Raw genomic sequence first — 18,065 nt, 5'->3', positions numbered from 1 at the left:
CCTCCCCGGGCACCAGGTGTTTGCTTTAGCGGTGTGAATTCGACACCCACACCACCAGGACCACGTTGTTCGCAGCCTCATGCAATCACATCAGACAGGTACGTTCCAGATGTCTTTCGCATATTGGCGGATCGTGCGGTCGGACGAGAACCAGCCGACCCGTGCGACGTTGCGGATCGCCTTGGCATACCATTGCGGGCTGTTGCGCCAGACTGCGTCCACATCGCGCTGGCAAGCGGCGTAGGCGTCGAAATCCGCAGCGACCATGAACCAGTCGCTCTGGTAGAGCCCATTGATGAGATCGCGGTAGCGGTCGGGATCGTCCGGCGAGAAGACGCCCGACGAAACAGCGGCCACGGCCTGTGCCAGTTCGGATGATGCTTCGATCACACCGCGCGGATTGTAGCCATTGTTGCGCCGCTCGGCGACCTCGGCGGTGGTCAGGCCGAAGATGAAGATGTTGTCGTCGCCGACACACTCCTTGATCTCGACATTGGCGCCGTCGAGCGTGCCGATGGTCAGCGCGCCGTTGAGTGCGAATTTCATGTTGCCTGTGCCCGACGCTTCCATGCCGGCGGTGGAGATCTGTTCGGAAAGATCGGCCGCCGGCATCATGATCTCGGCCAGGCTGACATTGTAATTCGGCACAAAAACCACTTTCAGCAAGCCGCGAACGGCCGGATCGCGATTGATGACCCTGGCGACGTCGTTGGCCAGCTTGATGATCAGCTTGGCGTTGTGGTAGCTGGGCGCCGCCTTGCCGCCGAAAAATTTCACCCGGGGCATCCAGTCGCGCTCGGGATGCGAGCGGATCTGATCGTAGAGCGCGATCGCCTCGAGGATGTTGAGGAGTTGGCGTTTGTATTCGTGGATGCGCTTGATCTGGATGTCGAACAGCGCTGAGGGATCGACCTTGATGCCGAGCCGGTCGGCGACGAGATTGGCCAGCCGCACCTTGTTGGTGCGCTTGACGGCGGCGAACTTGTCGCGAAAGGCGGCATCATCGGCGAAGGCGTCAAGACCCTTGATGGCATCGATGTCATCGAGAAAGCGGTCGCCGATCGCCTCGCGGGCGAGCGACGTCAGCCCGGGATTGCACTGGATCAGCCAGCGCCGTGGCGTGATGCCGTTGGTCTTGTTGTTGATGCGGTCGGGATAGAGCTTGTGCAGGTCGGCAAACACCGTCTCCTTCATCAGATCGGTGTGCAGCGCCGAGACGCCGTTGATCGAGTGTGAACCGACAAAGGCCAGATTGCCCATGCGCACCCGGCGGTCGCCATTTTCCTGGATCAGCGAGATGCGGCTGATCTGCTCGTCCGAGAACTGGTCGGAGGCACGCGCTTCCAAAAGCACTTCGGCGTTGATGGCGTAGACGATCTGCATATGGCGCGGCAAAAGCCGCTCGAACAGCGGCACCGGCCAGCTTTCCAGCGCCTCGGGCAACAGCGTGTGGTTGGTGTAGCCGAACGTGCGCTTGGTGATGCTCCAGGCCTGATCGAAATCCATGCCGTGGACATCCATCAACAGGCGCATCAGCTCGGGCACGGCAATCGCCGGGTGGGTGTCGTTGAGGTGGATCGCCGCCTTGTCTGGCAGCGATTTCAGGTCGCCATACTGGCTGAGGTGACGCTGGACGATGTCCTGGAGCGAGGCGGTGGAGAAGAAATATTCCTGCCGCAGCCTGAGCTCTTGCCCGGCCATGTGGGAATCGGCGGGATAGAGCACGCGCGACAGCGCGTCCGCCTTGTTACTCTCTGCCAGCGCGCCGATATGGTCGCCGGCGTTGAACTTGTCGAGCAGGATCGGATCGACCGGCATGCCCGACCACAGCCGCAGCGTGTTGACGCGGTTCGCCCGCCAGCCGACGACCGGCGTGTCGTAGGCGACGGCCAGAACGTGCTCGGTCGGTTTCCAGACATGGCGTTCGAGTCGACCGTCCTTCGACGTGACCGATTCCACCGAACCGCCGAAGCCGACCTCGAAGGAACGCTCGCGCCGTTCGAACTCCCAGGGATTGCCGTGGTCGAGCCAGGTTTCGGGCAGCTCGACCTGCCAGCCGTCATGGATCTCCTGGCGGAACATGCCGTTGGCGTAGCGAATGCCGTAGCCATGCGCGGGGATGTCGACGGTCGCCATGCTTTCCATGAAGCAGGCGGCGAGCCGGCCAAGGCCGCCATTGCCGAGGGCGGCATCCGGCTCGAGCGCAGCGATGAGATCGAGATCGACACCCAGAGACGAGAGCGCCTCGCGCATATTGTCCATCAGGCCGAGATTGGAGAAGGCGTCGCGCATCAGGCGGCCGATGAGGAACTCCAGCGACAGGTAGTAGACGCGCTTTTCCTTCTGGTCGTAGGCCTCTTTCGTCGCCTGCATCCAGTGGTCCACGATGCGGTCGCGCACGACCTTGATCGAGGCGGTGAGCCAGTCGTACTGGGTCGCGACGGTGGTATCCTTGCCGACCCTGTATTTGAGGGCCATCAAGACTTCCCTTGCGAGCGTCTTTGGATCAGGATTTTCAAGGAGGGGCGGAAGGGGTTCGGATGTCATCGCGCGCGTCATGCTACCTCTCGTGCGGTTGCCACGATCATACCGGCTTTCAGCATTCCTCCCAGCCCATGGTAGTGCATCCTTCGATATGTTCAATCGATTTAGACAGCGAGACCGCCGGAATGACCCTGCGGCAATTTGGCAGTCAGGCGGCGAGCGCCGCTTCGGGAGGCGTCTTGGCGCCGGTCATGAATGCGACGGCGTCCGACATCGTGTACTGCTTGGGGTCGATGACGCAGAGGCGTCGGCCAAGGCGATGGATGTGAATGCGGTCGGCGACCTCGAAGACATGCGGCATGTTATGCGAGATTAGCACGATCGGCAGACCGCGCTTCTTCACGTCGAGGATCAGTTCCAGCACGCGACGGCTCTCCTTGACACCGAGCGCTGCCGTTGGCTCGTCCATGATGACCATTTTCGAGCCGAAGGCGGCGGCGCGCGCTACGGCCACGCCCTGCCTTTGGCCACCCGAGAGCGTCTCAACCGCCTGGCTGATGTTCTGTATCGTCATCAGGCCCAGTTCGGTCAGCTTGTCGCGGGCGCGCTTCTCCATCGCCGGGCGGTCGAGCATGCGCAGCCACTGGCCGACAAAGCCGGGCTTGCGGATCTCGCGGCCAAGAAACATGTTGTCGGCGATCGACAATGCCGGCGACAACGCCAGGTTCTGGTAGACGGTCTCGATACCGGATTCTCGGGCTTCCATCGGGGACTTGAAGGCGACGGGTTTGCCTTCAAGCCGGATTTCGCCTTCATCGGGCACGACGGCGCCTGAAATCGCCTTGATGAGCGACGACTTGCCAGCGCCGTTATCGCCGATGACAGCGAGGATTTCGCCGGGGTAGAGGTCGAAGTCGGCATTGTCGAGAGCGGTGACGCGGCCATAGCGCTTGACCAGGCCACGAGCGGTGAGAATGGGTTCCTGGGTCATGGTTATGCCGAAACCTTTCTGATCCATTGGTCGACCGCCACGGCGCCGATGATCAAACCACCGGTGAGCAGCACTTTCCATTGCGGATCGGCGCCCAGCATGTTGAGGCCCATGGAGACGACGCCGACGATCATCGCGCCGAACAGCGTGCCCAGGATCGAGCCGCGCCCGCCGAAAAGAGAAATACCGCCGATCACCGTCGCGGTGATCGCCTGCAGATTGTAGTCGGTGACGGCAGCCGAAGGCGAGATCGAACCATTGCGGCCGATGGAGACCCAGGCAGCGAAAGCGGCGATCAGCCCGGCAAGCGTGTAGACCGTCATCAGCACTTTCTTGGTCTGGATGCCCGAGAGCTTCGCCGCCTCCTGATCGTCTCCGACGGCATAGACATGGCGGCCCCACGCCGTGTGGTTGAGCACGTACCAGAGGAGCAGCACCAGCGCGACCATGGCAATGACGCCGGCCGTCAGCACCGCGGTGCCGACCTTGAAGCTCAGGGCGAACAGATGCAGCAGTGGTGCCTGGATATCGACATCGGTGTCGCGGATCGTCTCATTGGCCGAGTAGATGAAGTTCGTGGCCATGACGATATTCCAGGTGCCGAGCGTCACGATGAAGGGCGGCAGCTTCATATAGGCGACCAGCACCCCGTTGAGCAGCCCGCAGGCCGCGCCGGCGGCAAGCCCGATCGCCACGGCGAGCACGCTCGGCAGGCCGTAACTGACCGCGCAATTGCCCATGATGACTGCCGAGATCACCATGATCACGCCGATCGACAGGTCGATGCCGGCGGTCAGGATGACCAGGGTCTGCGCGGCGCCCAGAATGCCGACGATGGCGATCTGCTGCAGGATGAGCGTCAACGTGTAGGACGAGAAGAACCGCCCTCCAATGGTGAGGCCGAAGATGATGATCGCGAGAACCAGCACGATCAGCGGCACCGCCGCCGGTGTCGAATGCAGGAAGTGCTGGATGCGCCTGACGGCCGATTTATGCTCGTCGAAAGCGGCAACGCTTGTATCGCTGCCCGAGAGAACCTTCTCGAATTCCTGAGTTTGAGCCATGTTTCCTCCCCGTAGGGCTTCAGCCACGCACTGAGGCCGTCCACGCTTTCCGGTCTGCCGCCGGGATTGTTCGCGGTTACGCGACCCATCGTCCACCCGAAGCGGCCGGGGATCAAGCCCAGACCGCTTCGGTTTGTTGTTACCGGTCAGACCGGCATCAGCCCCAGCACTTGGCGAGGCCTTCCTTGGTATCGATGGACTTCACGCCATTGGCCGGCTTGTCTGTCACGAGATTGACGCCGGTATCGAAGAAATTCTTGCCCTCGGTCGGCTTCGGCTTCGTTCCGTCCTTGGCGAAAGCAGCGATCGCCTCGATGCCGAGAGCCGCCATCTGCAGAGGATATTGCTGCGACGTCGCACCGATGACGCCTTCGGCAACCGATTTCACGCCAGGGCAGCCGCCGTCGACCGAGACGATCAGCACCTGGCTTTCGAGGCCGACGGCCTTGAGCGCCTGATAGGCGCCGACAGCGGCCGGCTCGTTGATGGTGTGGATGACGTTGATGGTGCTGTCCTTCTGCAGAAGGTTCTCCATCGCCTTGCGGCCGCCTTCCTCGTTGCCATTGGTGACGTCATGGCCGACGATGCGCGGATCGCTCTCGTCGCCGATCTTGTTGGCGTCCTTCACGTCGATGCCGTAGCCCATCATGAAACCCTGGTCGCGCAGCACGTCCACGGTCGGCTGCGAGGGGGTCAGATCGAGGAAGCCGATCTTGGCGTCCTTGGCCTTGTCGCCGAGCGTGGCGGCGGCCCAGGCACCGATCAGCTTGCCGGCTTCGAGATTGTCCGTCGCGAAAGTCGCATCGGCCGCGTCGATCGGATCGAGCGGCGTATCGAGGGCGATCACCAGCAGACCGGCGTCGCGCGCCTTCTTCACCGTCGGCACGATGCCCTTGGTGTCGGAGGCGGTGATCAGGATGCCCTTGGCGCCGTCGGCGATGCAGCTTTCGATGGCCGCTACCTGGCTCTCGCTGTCGCCGTCGATCTTGCCGGCATAGGTCTTGAGGTCGACCCCAAGCTCCTTGGCCTTGGCGGCGGCGCCCTCCTTCATCTTCACGAAGAAGGGATTGGTGTCTGTCTTGGTGATCAGGCAGGCGCCGACACCGGCTGCGGATGCGGACGATGCAAATGCCATCAGGCCCAGAGCGGCCGCCGCGAAAACGGTGGACTTCAACAGTTTTGTATTGGTCACGATCTTCCTCCCAGTGGAACCATTCCGGATGCCGGCCAACCGGCATCTACGGCGCATCCAACGAACTTCTCCCAGCGTGGACGCTGCTTCAACAGAACACCAGAGCGCGGCCTCTGTCAATAATTAAATCACTCTTATTTATTATTGACAGCCTTGCTTCGTTCACTCATTCTGGCCCAAAAGCATTGCGGGGAAACGACGGGAGGAACAGGGTGGAGACCGCCAGGCACGGTTCGCCCGATGTGAATGAGAGCCTTATTCACCGCGGCACCAATCAGAGCGGCATGCGCGACCACAACGAGCGGCTGGTGCTCTCGCTGGTGCGCCAGCACGGCAGTCTGGCGAAGTCCGACATCGCCCGCATGACCGGACTTTCGGCGCAGACGGTTTCCGTCATCATGCGCGAACTCGAGGAAGAAAGCCTCCTCGTCCGTCAGGCGCCGATGCGCGGCAAGATCGGCCAACCCTCGATCCCGATGGCGCTCAATTCCGAAGGCGCCTTCTTCATCGGCCTCAAGATCGGCCGCCGCAGCGCAGAGCTCGTTCTGATCGACTTTCTCGGTAATGTGCGCTCGATGCTGCAGCATTCCTACCGCTATCCGGCACCGCGCGAGACCGTGGAATTCGTCACCAACGGCATGCGGCAGATGCGCGGCGAACTGACGCCTGCGCAGGACAAGCGTATCGCCGGGCTCGGCATCGCCATGCCGTTCGAATTGTGGAACTGGGCCGATACCGCCGGCGCGCCGCGCGACGTCATGGACGAATGGCGTCATCGCGACATCAGGGCCGACATCCAGGCGCAATGCGAATTTCCAGTCTATCTGCAAAACGACGCCACATCGGCCTGCGGCGCGGAACTGGTCTTCGGGCAGGCAGGTGCCGCGCGTGACTTCGTCTATTTCTATATTGGCGCCTTCGCCGGCGGCGGCATCGTGCTGAACGGCCGCCTGTTCGGTGGCCCGACCGGCAATGCCGGTGCGCTGGGCTCCATGCCTGTGCCCGGACCCGATGGAAAGCCGACCCAGCTGATCGATGTCGCTTCCATCGCCATGCTCGAAAAGGCGCTCAATGCGCGCGGCATCGAGGCCTCGCATCTGTGGACGTCGCCGGAGGACTGGGGCGAGATCGGCACCGAGCTCGACGACTGGATCGCCGTCGCCTCGCAGGCGCTCGCCTATGCCATCGTCGCGGCATCCTCGGTCATCGATTTCGAGGCCGCGGTGATCGACGGCTGGATGCCGAAGGCGGTACGCCGCCGGCTGGTCGACGCCGTCATCGCCGCTATCGCGGCGATCGACGGCGAAGGTTTGAAACTTCCAGCCGTTCGCGAGGGAAGCGTGGGCATTCATGCCCGGGCGCTAGGCGGCGCCAGCCTGCCGCTTTCCGAACGCTTCCTTATCGGTTCGACGACGATTTCCAGGAGCGTGTGAATGCTGATCGGAATCCCGGCGCTGCTCGGCCCGGAGCTTCTGGCGACACTGCGCGCCATGGGCCATGGCGACGAGATTGCCATTGTCGACGGAAACTACCCCGCGGAGGACCAGGCTAACCGGCTCATCCGGGCCGATGGTCATCATCTCTTGCCGGTGCTCGACGCAATATTGAGCGTTCTCCCGGTGGACGACGCCGTGCCGGAGGCGCTGTTTCGCGCGTCGGTAAAAGGCGACCCTTCGCTCGCCGATTCCGTCCACCATGAGATGGAAGCGATCTGCGCCAAGCGCGCGCCGGGCCGCAAGGTGGTTGCGCTGGCCGGCGCCGACTTCTATGCACGGGTCAAATCTGCACATGCCATCGTCGCGACAGGCGAGCCTAGGCTCTACGCCAACATCATCATCCGCAAGGGCGTGATCTATCCGCCGGAGACCAAGTAGCCATGATCCTCTGCTGCGGCGAAGCCCTGATCGACATGCTGCCGCGCGCCACGACGCTGGGTGAGCCGGCCTTTGCTCCCTATGTCGGCGGCGCGGTGTTCAACACGGCCATCGCGCTCGGCCGTCTGGGCGCGCCGGCCGGCTTCTTTTCCGGCCTGTCGTCGGACCTGTTCGGCGGCCAGCTCCGCGAGGCGCTGGGGGCAAGCAACGTCAGTTCCACCTATGCGCATACCTCCCCTCGCCCTACCACGCTCGCCTTCGTTCGGCTGAACAACGGTCAGGCGACCTACACCTTCTATGACGAAAACACCGCCGGGCGCATGCTGACGGTCGACGACCTGCCGCAACTCGGCAGCGAGATCGAGGCCATGCTGTTCGGTGCCATCAGCCTGATCTCTGAGCCAGCCGGCAGTGCGTATGAGGAATTGATGCGGCGCGAACACGCTGGCCGCGTCATGATGCTCGATCCCAACATTCGCCCGAACTTCATCCCTGACAAGGCAAAGCACCTCAGGCGCATCCGCTCCATGATGGCGATGGCCGATATCGTGAAACTATCGGACGAGGATCTGAACTGGTTCGGGGAAGCCGGCTCGCATGAGGATGTCGTGCGCAATTGGCTCGACCGCGGCCCCAAGCTCATCGTGGTCACGCATGGCAGCGATGGCGCGGTCGGCTACAGCAGGGACCACGCCGTCACGGTGATCCCGGAAAAGGTCGAAGTGGTCGACACGGTTGGCGCGGGCGACACGTTCAACGCCGGCATTCTCGCCTCATTGCATGAACAAGGGCTGCTATCGAAGTCAGCGATCGCCGCGCTTTCGCAAGACGCCATCCGCAAGGCGCTGGCGCTGGGGGCCAAGGCGGCGGCGGTAACCGTATCGCGGGCTGGCGCCAACCCGCCCTGGCGGCGCGAGATCGGCTGAGCCGCTGTTCAATATAAGTTGAGGCCGTCGATCACTTTATGTTTCGCAGAGCCGATTCCCAGGACTATAAAGGCCGCATCGCGCCCGACGGAGCCCGGATTTGCGGCATCTGGCGAAGGTCCGCTGGGATATATAGGTAACAGCCGCGATATTTGCGCAATTCGCGGCTCTGCCTGCCCGGCTTTCTCGGCAGGCACAACTCTGGTACCAGCGGGCCGTTATCTGGCTAAACCGCCTACCCTGGTCAAACCGTTCGAGGCCGACATGCAGTTCATCGATCTTGGCGCACAGCGCGAACGAATCCGCGACCGGCTGAAGGCCGCCATCGACCGTGTCGTCGAGGAAGGCCGCTATATCCTGGGACCGCAGGTCACCGAATTCGAGAACAAGCTCGCCGCTTATGTCGGCACCAAGCATGTCGTGGCCTGTGCCAACGGTACCGATGCGCTGCTGTTGCCGCTGTTTGCCGCCGGCATCGGCCCGGGCGACGCGGTGTTCGTGCCGAGCTTCACTTTCGCCGCCACCGCCGAAGTGGTGGCATTGGCCAAGGCAGAACCGGTTTTCGTCGACGTGGATCCCAAGACCTACAATATCGACGTCGCCAGCCTTGAAGCGGCCATCGCGATGATCAAGAAGGAAGGCCGGCTGAAGCCGAAGGCAATCATCCCGGTCGATCTGTTCGGCCTTGCCGCCGACTACGAGGCGATCCTGGCGATCGCCAACCGCGAGAATCTGATGGTGATCGAGGATGCCGCCCAGTCGATGGGCGGTTCGGCGGACGGCAAGATGTGCGGCTCGTTCGGCGCGGTCGGCTCGACCAGCTTCTATCCCGCGAAACCGCTTGGCTGCTATGGCGATGGCGGCGCGATGTTCACCAATGACGATGCGCTGGCCGAGCAGCTCAGGTCCTTCGCCTTCCACGGCAAGGGCGAGACGCAATATGACAATGTCCGCGTCGGCATCAATTCACGGCTCGACACGATACAGGCGGCGATCCTGATCGAGAAGCTGGCTATTCTCGAGGACGAGATGGTCGCGCGCCAGGTGGTGGCAAACCGTTATGCCGAAGGGCTTGGCGACATCGTTACCGCCGCCCGCAATCTGGACGGCAGCCGCTCGGCCTGGGCGCAATACGCGATCGAGACGCCCAAGCGCGACGGACTGAAGGCACATCTTACGGAAAAGGGCATTCCGTCGGTCATCTACTACGTCAAGCCGCTGCATGCCCAAGTCGCCTATCGCGACTACCCGCGCACGCCGACCGGTCTTGCCGTTTCAGAGGAACTGCCGAAGCGGATCCTGTGCCTGCCGATGCATCCGTATCTCAGCGAAGCCGACCAGGACCGAGTCATCGAAACGATCCGCAACTATGTCGGCTCGAATTCGGCGCAGGCTGCGGCCGAGTAACAGTCGGCCGGCCTCAGACGGGGCCCGCCCCTGCCTTGCCGCTGGCGATGAAATGCGGATTGGCGAAATCTTCGTCGTCGGCCTGATTGCGTTTGCCATAGGCGAGCGGCTGGCCGTCCAAAGTGCGTGTCATGCCGCCGGCCGCGCGCAGCACCGCGTCGCCGGCCGCCGTGTCCCATTCCATGGTGCGGCCGAAGCGTGGGTAGACATCCGCCTCGGCGCCGGCGAGAAGGCAGAATTTCAACGACGAGCCGACCGAGACGATCTCGGCGGCACCGAGGTCGCGAACATAGGCCTCGGTTTCCGGGGTGTTGTGAGAGCGGCTGGCAACGACGGCCAACGGTGTCACGGCTGTCCTCACCGAGATCGGCCGGCGGCCGACGATCCGGTAATCGTCACTGACCTCGATCGTTTCCGCCCTACCCGGCCGGCCGGAAAAGAACCGGCCGGTACAAGGCGCAAAGACGACGCCGACTTCCGGCACGCCATGGCGGATAAGGGCGATGTTGACGGTGAAATCGGTGCGGCGGTTGACGAATTCCTTGGTGCCGTCGAGCGGGTCGATCAGGAAGAAGGCGTCGCCAAGATCTGGCGGCATGATGCCGGCCGCCGCTTCCTCCTCGGCCACGCACGGAATGTCGGGGAATGCGGCGCGCAGCCCGGCGAGAATGATCTTCTCGCTCTCGCGGTCCGCCTCGGTCACCGGCGAAGCATCGGACTTACGGTCGACCGCGCAGCCGGCATGGAACACACGCATGACCTCGCGGCCGGCCGCCAGGGCCAGTTGCTCGAAGATTTCGAGCATCGGCCCGTCGTCAGATGCCGCCGCCGCTGTCGTATTGGTCTTCGGCAATGTCGCGCTCGTTCAGCCAGTGTTCCAAGGTATCTACCATCTCTTCGGCCGATTTGCCGAGCGTCTCGAGATGGATTTCCGGGTGTTGCGGCGCTTCGTAGGGGGAATCGACGCCGGTGAAATTCTTGATTTCGCCGCTCAACGCCCGCGCATAGAGGCCCTTCGGATCGCGCCGGGCGCATTCCTCGAAAGGCGTGTCGACAAACACCTCGATGAACTCGCCATCGGCCATCAACTCGCGCGCCATGCGCCGCTCGGCGCTGAACGGCGAAATGAACGAGACGATGACGATCAGCCCGGCATCGGCCATCAGCCTGGCCACTTCGGCGACGCGGCGGATGTTCTCGACGCGATCGGCGTCGGTGAAACCGAGATCGCGGTTGAGGCCGTGACGGACATTGTCGCCATCCAGGATATAGGTGTGGCGGCCGGTGGCGGACAGCTTCTTCTCGAACAAATTGGCGATGGTCGACTTGCCCGAGCCGGACAGGCCGGTGAACCAGAACACCGCCGGCCGCTGGTTCTTCATGTCGGCGCGCACGCGCTTGCCGACATCGAGCGACTGCCAATGGATGTTCTCGGCGCGGCGCAACGAATGCAGGATCATGCCGGCGCCGACGGTGGCGTTGCTGATCCGGTCGATCAGGATGAAGGCGCCGGTGATGCGGTTCTCGGCGAAAGGGTCGAAGGCGATCGGCGCCCGCGTCGAGATGTTGCAGATGCCGACTTCGTTCATCTCCAGCGATTTGGCCGCCTCATGGGCAAAGTCGTTGACGTTGATCCGGTATTTGAGATCGGTGACGGTGGCGCTGGTCTGGTCGGTCTCGGTGCGCAGGATGTAGGAGCGGCCGGGCAGCAGCGCATGCTCGTCGAACCAGACGATGTTGGCGGCGAACTGGTCGGCGACCTGCGGCCGCGCGGCGGGCGAAACCAGCATGTTGCCGCGCGAGACCTCGACCTCGTCGTCGAGAACGAGCGTGACGGCCTGGCCGGCGACCGCGTGTTTGAGATCGCCTCCCTGGGCGACGATGCGCTTGACGTGCGAGGCCTTGCCGGATTTGGCGACGACGACCTCGTCGCCGGGCGCGACGGAGCCGGAGGCGATCGTGCCGGCAAAGCCGCGAAAGTCGAGATTGGGGCGATTGACGTACTGGACCGGAAAGCGCAGCGGCAGCTCCGCGGCGGCTTCTTCGACCGACACCGTTTCGAGATGCTCGATCAGCGTCGGACCGGAATACCATTGCAGGCGTTCGGAGCGGCTGCTCACATTGTCGCCATAGCGGGCCGACATCGGGATCGGCACGATGGTCTGGAAGCCGAGATCGCGCGAAAAGCGGCGATAGTCTTCAACGGTGCGGTCAAAGACCGCCTGGTCGAAATCGACGAGATCGATCTTGTTGAGAGCCACCACGATGTGGCGGATGCCGAGCAGCGAGGCGATGATCGAATGACGCCTCGTCTGGCGCAGCACCCCTTGCCGGGCATCGACGAGCACGATCGCCAGGTCGGCGGTCGAGGCGCCGGTCGCCATGTTGCGCGTGTACTGTTCATGGCCGGGCGTGTCGGCGACGATGAACTTGCGCTTCGGCGTGGCGAAAAAGCGGTAGGCGACGTCGATGGTGATGCCTTGTTCGCGTTCGGCCTCGAGCCCGTCGACCAGCAGCGCGAAATCGACGTCGTCGCCGGTGGTGCCGTGCTTGCGCGAATCGCGTTCGAGCGCGGCGAGCTGGTCCTCGAAAATCTGCTTGGTGTCGGACAGCAGCCGCCCGATCAGCGTCGACTTGCCGTCATCGACAGAACCGCAGGTCAGGAAGCGCAGCAGCGACTTCTTCTCCTGCGCCGCCAGATAGTCGCGGACCCCGTCCGTCGGTGCCAGGCTCTTTGCCATGATGTGGCGCATGGTCAGAAATACCCCTCGCGCTTTTTCTTTTCCATCGAGCCGGATTCATCGCGGTCGATCAGGCGGCCTTGCCGTTCGGACGTGCGCGCGGTCAACATCTCGCCAACGATGGCTTCGAGCGTGTCGGCATCCGATTCTATGGCGCCGGTCAGCGGATAGCAGCCAAGCGTGCGGAACCGCACCAGCCGGTTTTCGACAACCTCGCCGGCGCGCAGTTTCATACGCTCGTCATCCCTGAGGATCAGCATGCCATCGCGTTCTACCACCGGCCGTTCCTTGGCGAAATAGAGCGGCACGATCGGAATATCCTCCTGAAGGATGTATTGCCAGATATCGAGTTCGGTCCAGTTCGACAGCGGAAAGACGCGGATCGACTCACCGGACGCGATGCGGGTGTTGAATATCTTCCACATTTCGGGCCGCTGGTTCTTCGGGTCCCAGACGTGCTGCGCATTGCGGAAGGAAAAGATGCGCTCCTTGGCGCGCGACTTTTCCTCATCGCGACGGGCGCCACCAAAGGCGGCATCGAAACCGTATTTGTCGAGCGCCTGGCGCAGCGCCACGGTCTTCATCACATGGGTGTGGGTGTTCGAGCCGTGGTCGAACGGATTGATATTGTCGCGCACGCCGTCTTCGTTGACGTGAACCAGCAGGTCGAAACCGAGTTTCTGCGCCATCTGATCGCGAAAGGCGATCATTTCACGGAATTTCCAGGTCGTGTCGACGTGGAGGAACGGGAACGGCGGTTTGGCGGGATAGAACGCCTTCATCGCCAGATGCATCAGCACGGATGAATCCTTGCCGACCGAATAGAGCATGACCGGCTTGGCAAAGGCGGCCGCAACCTCGCGAAAGATGTGGATGGACTCGGCCTCTAGCCGCTGCAGATGCGTAAGCGCTGTTGTCATGGACTGTGAGTGTTCTCTCGTGCGGCAGAAGACCTTGCGTCGGATCGTCGGGGCCTTTGCGCCCGGTTCAAGCTTCGCTTCTGGATAATGTGTTCCGTGCGGGCGTTCTAGCAGATCGCCGCTGTCGAGAACAATGCAAGACGAGCGCGCCACCGTCGGTTCGAGAATGAATTTTCCATGGGCGCGCCAAAACCCGGAAATTTCTGCCCGCTAGGCCGATGGCCGGGAAAGCGACGGGAAAATATTGCTTGAACCAAGGCACCCCGCCGAACGCCGTCCCGGATTACTGGCGCCGTTGCCGATTTTTCCGTGACGATCAGCCCAACACTATCGAAAACGGAGCCCGGCCGTTATACCAGCCTCTGAAAGAGGGAAAAATGCGTCATCAGGCATGGGCAATTTCGACCGGAACCATTCGATTCCCTCTGCCTTATGGAACTTCCAGAAAATAGCGGGCAAGACAATTGAACCGGCTTTCGTCGATCAGGCAGCAATTCACGGCTTCTCGGGTCAATATCTACTTCTCCATCATTTGCTTCCTTTTCCCGCCGATCCTGGGATCGGTGGTCAGCTTCGTGTTCAATGGCGGCGGCCTGGCATCGGCCCTATTGATTGCCGTCAGGAGAAGACGTTTCAACATCGACCGGGCGATGATGGCGTTGACTGTCGCGATCTATGCCTATTGCGCGGTCAATCTCATGGCTTCCATCGTCAACAATTCGATCGTCCGGGACGCCTCCCACCTCATCCCGCTGGTAACCTTGCTGTTTTTCCCGCTCTCCTATTCGACCTGGAGCATCACGCAGAAGGCAACGCTTGTCCGCATTGTCGTGCTGAGCAGCATGGCGGCGTGTTTTGCCGCGCTGCTGCTGGCGATCATTCAGCAATATTGGCTTGGGATGAGGGCCGAGGGCGGAGCCGGAAATGCGATTATCTTCGCCACGGTGCTGTGCCTTGCCGTGATGGTCTGCATGGCCGGGGCCGTGTCGGATATCGAGAAGCGCGGGGTCGCCCTCGTCTGCGCCTCGCTCTGCGGGACGATCGCCATCATCTACTCCGGGTCGCGCATTATCTGGCTGGCGCTGCTGATTGCCGGCATCGCCGTTCTAATGATCAACCGGCAGAAGCTGAGAGAGATGAATGCCGTCCGCCTGCTGCTGCTGCTGGCGGCAGTCGGCATCGTGATCGCTGCTTTCGGCTTCCAGACGATATCCGGGCGCCTCGACTTTCTGCGCTCCGACTGGGATACGCTTGGGGCCCACGGCAATTACGACACCTCGTTGGGGATGCGTGTCGCGCTCTGGGAGATCGGCCTGAAGGCGTTCCGGGAGATGCCCCTGTTCGGACATGGAGTGGGTGCAACCCAGCTTTTGATAAAGCAAGGTTTCCAAGACCAGTTCGCGATGGACGCAGGCTTCAATCATTTCCACAACGGCTTTCTGACTGCATTGGTGCAGGCAGGAATTCTGGGCGCGGTAACGCTTGCGTCGATCTTTGTCGTTGCCGCCAGGAATGCCGCCGTGGTGCTGCGCAACAGCGTCGATCCGATCGAGCGGTTCGGCGCCACCATGATCGTCGTCGCGGTGATCATTTATCTGACCGGTGGGATGACCGGCATTCTGGTCGGCCATGACATTCTGGACTCGGTGCTGATGGTCTTCCTGGTGTCGGGAACATATCTTGCCTGCGGACATCAGGCCCCACTGCCGGAAGAGCAAGCGTCAAGAGTGGAAGAGCAGGCTCTTCCATCAGCCGCTCGATAGCCGTTGCGGGCTGGACAATGAAAGTGTTGGTCACAGGCGCGACGGGTTTCATCGGGCGCGTTGTCGTCAGCCAGCTTCGCGAGGCTGGTGCCGAACTTCGCCTCGCCTCCCGCCGCCCCGAGGGGCTTGGCTCCGGGGACGACGCGGTGCTTATGCCCGATTTCGATGCGCCGGACGCGGCTTTTGCCGCGCTTACCAAGGATGTGACGCATGTCGTCCATTGCGCGGGCCTGAACAACGATCAAGGCAATGCCACCGAGGCCGACTTTCAGGCAGCCAACGCTGAATTGACCGCGCGGCTGGCGCATGCCGCTGCCACGCATGTGAGCGGACGCTTCATCCACCTGTCCTCGATCCGGGCCGTGATCGGCGCGCGGGTCAGCGCAACCATCGACGAGGAGACAGTTCCCGACCCGCAATGCGCCTATGGGCGCTCGAAGCGCGAAGGCGAGATCAGGGTGCTGGACGCCTATGCCTCGCGCGGCCGTCCGGATGCCACCGTATTGCGCCTGCCTCCGGTCTACGGAACCGGCATGAAGGGGAATCTGGCGACGCTGATGCGCCTGGCCGATACCGCCCTGCCGCTGCCGACCGGCGCCCTGACCGGAACCCGCTCGCTGCTGTCATCGCAATCGGCCGCCCGAACGGTGCGGCATTTGCTGACGCATCCGGGACCGCTGCATCCGGTCTATGGTGCCAGCGATGTGCCGCCGGTTTCGGTTGTCGCCATTGTCGGCGCTTATCGCAGCGGCTTCGGGCGGCCGGTGCGCCTGATGCCCATGCCGGCCCAGTTGATGCAGGCGGCCGCCATCCTGCTGGGCAAGCGGACATTTTGGGACAGCATGACCGCGACGCAGATATGCGACCCTTCCCTGCTGATATCCCAGGGCTGGACGCCTGAAAGCGGCACGCTGGAGCGGCTGGCAGAGATAGCACGGCTCGGCAAATCGCAATTTCTTGCTTGACCATGATGGTCCAACGACCGGCTTGCGCTGGGCCGCTCAACTTCGATAGAGCGTTCCAACCAGGATCCGAAGATCGAGCCAGAACGACGCTGCCTTGAGATAGGCCGCGTCCGTTTCGGCCAAAAGCTGCGGGTTCGACATGTCGATACCCTTGATCTGGGCCAGGCCGGTAATGCCGGGAAGCGCAGCCGAGACCCCCAGCCGCTCGCGACACTCGATCAGTTCCGTCTGGGTCGGCAGGCAGGGACGCGGCCCGACCAGGCTCATCTCGCCCTTCAGGACGTTCCAGAACTGCGGCAGCTCATCGAGCTTGAATTTTCTCAAGAGCTTTCCGACGGAGGTCACGGCATTCGCCGGCGCCTCGTGCGAGGGCAATGACGGCGTTCCCTGATACATCGTCCTCAGTTTGTGGCAGCGAAAAAGCACGCCGCCGCGGCCGACCCGCGTCTGGGAAAAAATTACCGGACCGGGCGACGATGCCCGGACGGCGAGCACGGCGAGCAACAGCACGGGGGATGTGACCACCAGCAGCAGCGTTGCACCGGCGACGTCGAAGATTTGCTTGGCTGCCTTCATGAACGGCCGACTATGCTCCTGGTCAAAGCCCCCCGTGGCAATCCGCGGGCGAAGCTGGTCAATCCGCCGACGTAGCATGAGGTCCCCCTCTTGACCAAGCGCGCCTTACAGCCGCTCGAAGTTCAGATGCGCCCCAGGATGAATGCGAGGTAGAGCCCCAACGTCCCGGCAAAAGTCTGGCGATAGACGCCGCTTTTGCGCAAACCATCCAAGCGGCGAAAAAGACCGCCTCGCCGACTATTTGTGAACAGGTCGACGCATGCCGCCGCATCCTGGGTAAGCAAGTCGCGATTGGCGGCAAGGCCGGCAAGATTGAGATCGGTCCAGTCGGCAAAGTCACCCTTGAACAGGCGGCCAAGCCGCGAGATTCTCGCCTGCCACGATGCGTTGGCGCCGACCAAATTCGCCGCATGCTGCCGGTAGCGCACCAGCGGTCGCGGATCGTAGCGGACGAGCCCGCCGGCGCCGGTGACGATCAGGTAGGCCCACCAATCGTGGCTGACGAAGCCGCTCCGCGCAGAAGCCGTGGCCAGCAGATCGCGCGCCGCGCGGTTGAGCAGGATGGTGTTGCCGCCGGCGATGCTTTGAACAAGCGCGTTGCGGAAGGACGGCGGCCGCCGAAACAGCGGCGAATGGCCGACCAGGCTTCCGGTTTCGGTCATGGTCGCGGTCCGCGAGCAGAACATGAGCGGGATTTCTGCGTCGAATGCCTGCATCCAGGTGATGGCGCTTTCCAGCCTGTCGGGTTCCCAGATGTCGTCCTGGTCGCTGAATGCATAGCAGTCCGCATCGATGCGCCGATCGAGGAGCATCGACCGGAAATTGGCGGCGAACCCTTGCCGCGGGCCTTCCATCAGGGTCATTCGGCCCTTGGACCAGCGAGGTTTCCATGCCTCGACAATGGCGGTCGTGCCATCGACGGAGCCGTCGTCGGAGATCCACAGATCGATCAATGGGTGCGACTGCATGAGCAGCGACTGCAACTGCTCATCGATGAAAGCGGCGCCGTCTTTCGTGCCCATCAGGACCGCGATGCGCAGATCTGCCCTACCCACGAATGTCAAACACCTTGTCTAAGGTTTTCAGATCGACGAAATCGCGACCATCTGTTGTTAAGCGGATTTTGCGACGCCAAACGGTTCTGCCCAGGCTGCAAATTGCT

Annotated in this window: 15 protein-coding genes; 6 read left to right on the top strand and 9 right to left on the bottom strand. The window is 62.5% G+C overall.

All coding sequences use genetic code 11. From position 1 onward, the window contains the following. Positions 1–90: 90 nt before the first annotated feature. The 4 genes from NKJ26_RS02850 to NKJ26_RS02835 all read right to left on the bottom strand — a co-directional run bounded on the left by NKJ26_RS02850 (position 91) and on the right by NKJ26_RS02835 (position 5,674). The gene (locus tag NKJ26_RS02850; protein ID WP_352599457.1) at positions 91–2,559 is read right to left on the bottom strand and encodes a glycogen/starch/alpha-glucan phosphorylase; all 2,469 of its coding nucleotides are present in this window, start codon (positions 2,557–2,559) and stop codon (positions 91–93) included. 133 nt (positions 2,560–2,692) lie between these two features. After that, the gene (locus tag NKJ26_RS02845; RefSeq protein WP_352599747.1) at positions 2,693–3,475 is read right to left on the bottom strand and encodes an ATP-binding cassette domain-containing protein; all 783 of its coding nucleotides are present in this window, start codon (positions 3,473–3,475) and stop codon (positions 2,693–2,695) included. Between the two features lie 2 nt (positions 3,476–3,477). Continuing rightward, positions 3,478–4,539, bottom strand: coding sequence for an ABC transporter permease (locus NKJ26_RS02840; RefSeq protein ID WP_352599455.1), 1,062 nt, complete (start codon positions 4,537–4,539; stop codon positions 3,478–3,480). Positions 4,540–4,696: 157 nt separating this feature from the next. Continuing rightward, a complete protein-coding gene (locus NKJ26_RS02835) occupies positions 4,697–5,674 on the bottom strand; it encodes a sugar ABC transporter substrate-binding protein (RefSeq protein ID WP_502899492.1) in 978 nt (325 codons plus the stop codon). Positions 5,675–5,943: 269 nt separating this feature from the next. Here NKJ26_RS02835 and NKJ26_RS02830 point away from each other — a divergent pair, with 269 nt between their 5' ends. From NKJ26_RS02830 to NKJ26_RS02815, 4 genes are all read left to right on the top strand, one after another. Next, positions 5,944–7,164, top strand: coding sequence for an ROK family transcriptional regulator (locus tag NKJ26_RS02830; RefSeq protein WP_352693491.1), 1,221 nt, complete (start codon positions 5,944–5,946; stop codon positions 7,162–7,164). Continuing rightward, positions 7,165–7,605 (top strand): RbsD/FucU family protein, encoded by a 441-nt coding sequence (locus tag NKJ26_RS02825; protein WP_352693489.1) that lies wholly within the window; start codon positions 7,165–7,167, stop codon positions 7,603–7,605. A gap of 2 nt (positions 7,606–7,607) precedes the next feature. Next, on the top strand, positions 7,608–8,531 hold the full coding sequence (locus tag NKJ26_RS02820; RefSeq protein WP_352693487.1) for a carbohydrate kinase family protein: 924 nt from the start codon (positions 7,608–7,610) through the stop codon (positions 8,529–8,531). Positions 8,532–8,795: 264 nt separating this feature from the next. Beyond that, entirely contained in the window at positions 8,796–9,938 is a 1,143-nt protein-coding gene (locus tag NKJ26_RS02815) for a DegT/DnrJ/EryC1/StrS family aminotransferase (protein WP_352693485.1), read from the top strand. A 13-nt stretch (positions 9,939–9,951) separates the two neighbouring features. Here NKJ26_RS02815 and cysQ read toward each other — a convergent pair whose 3' ends face one another. From cysQ to cysD, 3 genes are read right to left on the bottom strand one after another with little or no spacing between them, the layout of a single operon-like run. Continuing rightward, positions 9,952–10,743 (bottom strand): 3'(2'),5'-bisphosphate nucleotidase CysQ, encoded by a 792-nt coding sequence (gene cysQ / locus NKJ26_RS02810; protein ID WP_352693842.1) that lies wholly within the window; start codon positions 10,741–10,743, stop codon positions 9,952–9,954. A gap of 10 nt (positions 10,744–10,753) precedes the next feature. After that, positions 10,754–12,691, bottom strand: a complete 1,938-nt coding sequence (gene cysN, locus NKJ26_RS02805) for a sulfate adenylyltransferase subunit CysN (protein WP_352599445.1) — start codon at positions 12,689–12,691, stop codon at positions 10,754–10,756. Between the two features lie 2 nt (positions 12,692–12,693). Further along, positions 12,694–13,599, bottom strand: a complete 906-nt coding sequence (gene cysD, locus NKJ26_RS02800) for a sulfate adenylyltransferase subunit CysD (protein ID WP_027022876.1) — start codon at positions 13,597–13,599, stop codon at positions 12,694–12,696. A gap of 464 nt (positions 13,600–14,063) precedes the next feature. Here cysD and NKJ26_RS02795 point away from each other — a divergent pair, with 464 nt between their 5' ends. Next, positions 14,064–15,362, top strand: coding sequence for an O-antigen ligase family protein (locus tag NKJ26_RS02795; RefSeq protein ID WP_352693483.1), 1,299 nt, complete (start codon positions 14,064–14,066; stop codon positions 15,360–15,362). 17 nt (positions 15,363–15,379) lie between these two features. Then, a complete protein-coding gene (locus NKJ26_RS02790) occupies positions 15,380–16,327 on the top strand; it encodes an NAD-dependent epimerase/dehydratase family protein (protein WP_352693481.1) in 948 nt (315 codons plus the stop codon). Between the two features lie 36 nt (positions 16,328–16,363). On the opposite strand, the gene NKJ26_RS02785 is transcribed toward NKJ26_RS02790, so the two are convergent. Together NKJ26_RS02785 and NKJ26_RS02780 are read right to left on the bottom strand one after the other, a co-directional pair. Further along, positions 16,364–16,903, bottom strand: a complete 540-nt coding sequence (locus NKJ26_RS02785) for a sugar transferase (RefSeq protein ID WP_352693479.1) — start codon at positions 16,901–16,903, stop codon at positions 16,364–16,366. 122 nt (positions 16,904–17,025) lie between these two features. Continuing rightward, positions 17,026–17,958, bottom strand: coding sequence for a glycosyltransferase family 2 protein (locus tag NKJ26_RS02780; protein WP_352693477.1), 933 nt, complete (start codon positions 17,956–17,958; stop codon positions 17,026–17,028). Between the last annotated feature and the right edge of the window lie 107 nt (positions 17,959–18,065).

It is taken from the genome of Mesorhizobium sp. M0152, from assembly GCF_040322415.1.
Taxonomy (GTDB): domain Bacteria; phylum Pseudomonadota; class Alphaproteobacteria; order Rhizobiales; family Rhizobiaceae; genus Mesorhizobium.
This window is presented reverse-complemented; position numbering and strand designations above follow the sequence as displayed.

Bases quoted from the DNA above. Each gene is read 5' to 3' on its own strand.
- NKJ26_RS02850 (WP_352599457.1), bottom strand. From the start codon at position 2,559: ATGACGCGCGCGATGACATCCGAACCCCTTCCGCCCCTCCTTGAAAAT.
- NKJ26_RS02845 (WP_352599747.1), bottom strand. From the start codon at position 3,475: ATGACCCAGGAACCCATTCTCACCGCTCGTGGCCTGGTCAAGCGCTAT.
- NKJ26_RS02840 (WP_352599455.1), bottom strand. From the start codon at position 4,539: ATGGCTCAAACTCAGGAATTCGAGAAGGTTCTCTCGGGCAGCGATACA.
- NKJ26_RS02835 (WP_502899492.1), bottom strand. From the start codon at position 5,674: ATGGCATTTGCATCGTCCGCATCCGCAGCCGGTGTCGGCGCCTGCCTG.
- NKJ26_RS02825 (WP_352693489.1), top strand. From the start codon at position 7,165: ATGCTGATCGGAATCCCGGCGCTGCTCGGCCCGGAGCTTCTGGCGACA.
- NKJ26_RS02820 (WP_352693487.1), top strand. From the start codon at position 7,608: ATGATCCTCTGCTGCGGCGAAGCCCTGATCGACATGCTGCCGCGCGCC.
- NKJ26_RS02815 (WP_352693485.1), top strand. From the start codon at position 8,796: ATGCAGTTCATCGATCTTGGCGCACAGCGCGAACGAATCCGCGACCGG.
- cysQ (WP_352693842.1), bottom strand. From the start codon at position 10,743: ATGCTCGAAATCTTCGAGCAACTGGCCCTGGCGGCCGGCCGCGAGGTC.
- cysN (WP_352599445.1), bottom strand. From the start codon at position 12,691: ATGCGCCACATCATGGCAAAGAGCCTGGCACCGACGGACGGGGTCCGC.
- cysD (WP_027022876.1), bottom strand. From the start codon at position 13,599: ATGACAACAGCGCTTACGCATCTGCAGCGGCTAGAGGCCGAGTCCATC.
- NKJ26_RS02790 (WP_352693481.1), top strand. From the start codon at position 15,380: ATGAAAGTGTTGGTCACAGGCGCGACGGGTTTCATCGGGCGCGTTGTC.
- NKJ26_RS02785 (WP_352693479.1), bottom strand. From the start codon at position 16,903: ATGAAGGCAGCCAAGCAAATCTTCGACGTCGCCGGTGCAACGCTGCTG.